2 protein-coding genes are annotated in these 2,453 nt (G+C 72.7%); one reads left to right on the top strand and one right to left on the bottom strand.

Annotation, left to right across the window (positions count from 1 at the left end; translation table 11 throughout):
• Positions 1 to 768: LLM class flavin-dependent oxidoreductase (locus tag ND748_RS30005; protein ID WP_251749578.1), on the bottom strand; the 768-nt coding region annotated here is incomplete at its 3' end.
• A gap of 253 nt (positions 769 to 1,021) precedes the next feature.
• Here ND748_RS30005 and ND748_RS30000 point away from each other — a divergent pair.
• Positions 1,022 to 2,446, top strand: coding sequence for an acyl-CoA dehydrogenase family protein (locus ND748_RS30000; RefSeq protein ID WP_251749576.1), 1,425 nt, complete (start codon positions 1,022 to 1,024; stop codon positions 2,444 to 2,446).
• Positions 2,447 to 2,453 lie beyond the last annotated feature (7 nt).

The following is a 2,453-nucleotide window of genomic DNA, read 5'->3' as shown; positions in this document are numbered from 1 at the left end:
GGCCACGCCGGCGCGCACCTGCTCGGGCCCGACGCCCACCGGCGTCCAACCATCGCCGAGACGGGCGATGCGGCGGGCGTTCGCCGCCGTCGCGGCCACGCCGTAGTAGAGCGGGATGCGGCGCTGGACAGGCCCGGGCCGGGCGGTCAGGCCCTCGAGGCGGCCGGCGCCAAGACCGTCGGCGTCACCGCGGACAGCGTCACCATGGGCGCCGTCACCACGGGCAGCGTCAGGGCCGTCGGCGTCACCGCGGGCAGCATGGGGGCCGTCGGCGTCACCGCGAGCGGCGTCGAGCGGCAGGGAGAACGGCTGCTCGCCCCAGGCCAGCCGGCAGGTCTCGATCACCTCGTCGAAGCGGCGCCGGCGCTCGGCCCAGGCCAGCCCGACGCCGGCATACTCCTCGGGCTGCCAGCCGGTCCCGACGCCGAGCTCGACCCGCCCGTGGGAGATCACGTCGAGCGTCGCGACCTCCTTGGCGAGCACGAGACCGGCCCGCAGCGGGGCGAGCAGCACCGCGGTCGACAGCCGGATCCGCTCGGTGACCGCGGCGACCGCGGCCAGCGACATCAGCGGATCGGGCCAGGCGGTGTCGGGCGGGTGGCCCCAGGGCCCGTACGGGTAGCGCGAGGTGTCGGGCGCCATCACGAGGTGCTCGCCGAAGCACAGCGAGTGCAGGCCGGCCGCGTCGGCGTGGCGGGCCATCGTGAGGAAGGCGTCGAAGTCGCCGCCGGGAGCCAGGCCGGGCCGGGCGAACAGGCAGAGGTCCACGGGGGTGATCTCCCTCCAGCACCGGCTCGGCCGGTCCCCCCGGCACCGTCGCCGCGAGGATTCGCCGACCGTAAGATCGCCCCCAATTTTTGTCAACCCACCAGTCGACTGAACGGTACGGACGAAGCTGCCCTCGCCGCCACCCCACCGCTCGCGCCAGCCCACCGCTCGCGCCACCCCCTGATCAGACCCAGGCACGCACTCCACGTTCCCTGCTTGACGTTCTAAAGCAGTTGGCTTAGAAATCGACGTCATGGCGTGGGACTTCGAGACAGACCGGGCGTTCGCCGAGCAGCTCGAGTGGGTCGACGCGTTCGTGCGGGAGGAGGTCGAGCCGCTGGATCATGTCCTGCGGGAGCCGTTCGACAAGACCGACGAGGTGGCGAACGCGATCGTGCACCCGCTGCAACAGGCCGTGCGGGAGCGCGGGCTGTGGGCCGCCCACCTCGGTCCCGAGCTCGGCGGATCCGGCTACGGGCAGGTGCATCTCGCGCTGCTCAACGAAATCCTCGGCCGCTCCCGCTGGGCGCCGTCGGTGTTCGGCTGTCAGGCCCCGGACTCCGGCAACGCCGAGATCCTCGCCCACTTCGGCACGCCCGAGCAGCGGGCCCGCTACCTTCAGCCGCTGCTCGACGGCCGGATCAGCTCGTGCTACTCGATGACCGAGCCGCAGGCCGGCGCCGACCCGACCCTGTTCCGCGCCACCGCCCACCTCGACGGCGACGAGTGGGTCCTGCGCGGCGAGAAGTGGTTCTCCACCAACGCCCGCTATGCCAGCTTCTTCCTGGTCATGGCGATCACCGATCCGGACGCCGGCCCGTACGAGCGCGCCAGCATGTTCATCGTGCCGGCGGGCACCCCCGGCCTGGAGATCATCCGTAACGTGGCGCTCGGCCACGAGGCGGCCGAGCTCGGCGCGCACGGGTACGTCCGCTACGACGACGTGCGCATCCCGGCCGATCATCTGCTCGGCCAGCGCGGCCGGGCGTTCGCCATCGCCCAGACCCGCCTCGGTGGCGGCCGCATCCACCACGCCATGCGGACCATCGCCATGGCGCGCCGGGTCTTCGACGCGATGTGCGAACGGGCCCTGTCGCGCCAGGTGCGCTCCGGCTCGCTGGCCTCGCTCGGCGTGGTGCAGGAGCAGATCGCCGACAGCTGGATCGAGATCGAGCAGTTCCGCCTGCTGGTGCTGCGCACGGCCTGGCTGATCGACAAGTACAACGACTACCGCCGGGTCCGCCGCGACATCGCCGCGGTGAAGGTGGCGATGCCGAAGGTGCTGCACGACATCTCCCGTCGCGCGCTGCACCTGCACGGCGCCCTCGGCATCTCCAACGAGATGAACTTCGTCGAGATGCTGGTCGCCGCGGAGCTGCTCGGCCTCGCCGACGGTCCGACCGAGGTGCACCGGGTCACGATCGCCCGCGAGGTCCTCAAGGATCACCGCGCGGTCGACACGCTGTTCCCGAGCGACCACCTGCCGACCCTGCGGGAGGCAGCCACCCGCCGGTTTGCCGACCGCCTCGCCAGCCTCGGTGCCGACGGCAATCTCGGCGACGGCGCCAGCCGCCCCGGCGACGGCAGCCGAGCAGACGACGACGGCCGAGCAGACGACGACGGCGGGCTCGGCGACGGCGCCAGCCTCGGCGACGGCGTCGCCTCCGCGTCGGCATGACCGGCGC

The organism is Frankia sp. AiPs1, assembly GCF_023716945.1.
GTDB lineage: Bacteria > Actinomycetota > Actinomycetes > Frankiales > Frankiaceae > Frankia.
This window is presented reverse-complemented; position numbering and strand designations above follow the sequence as displayed.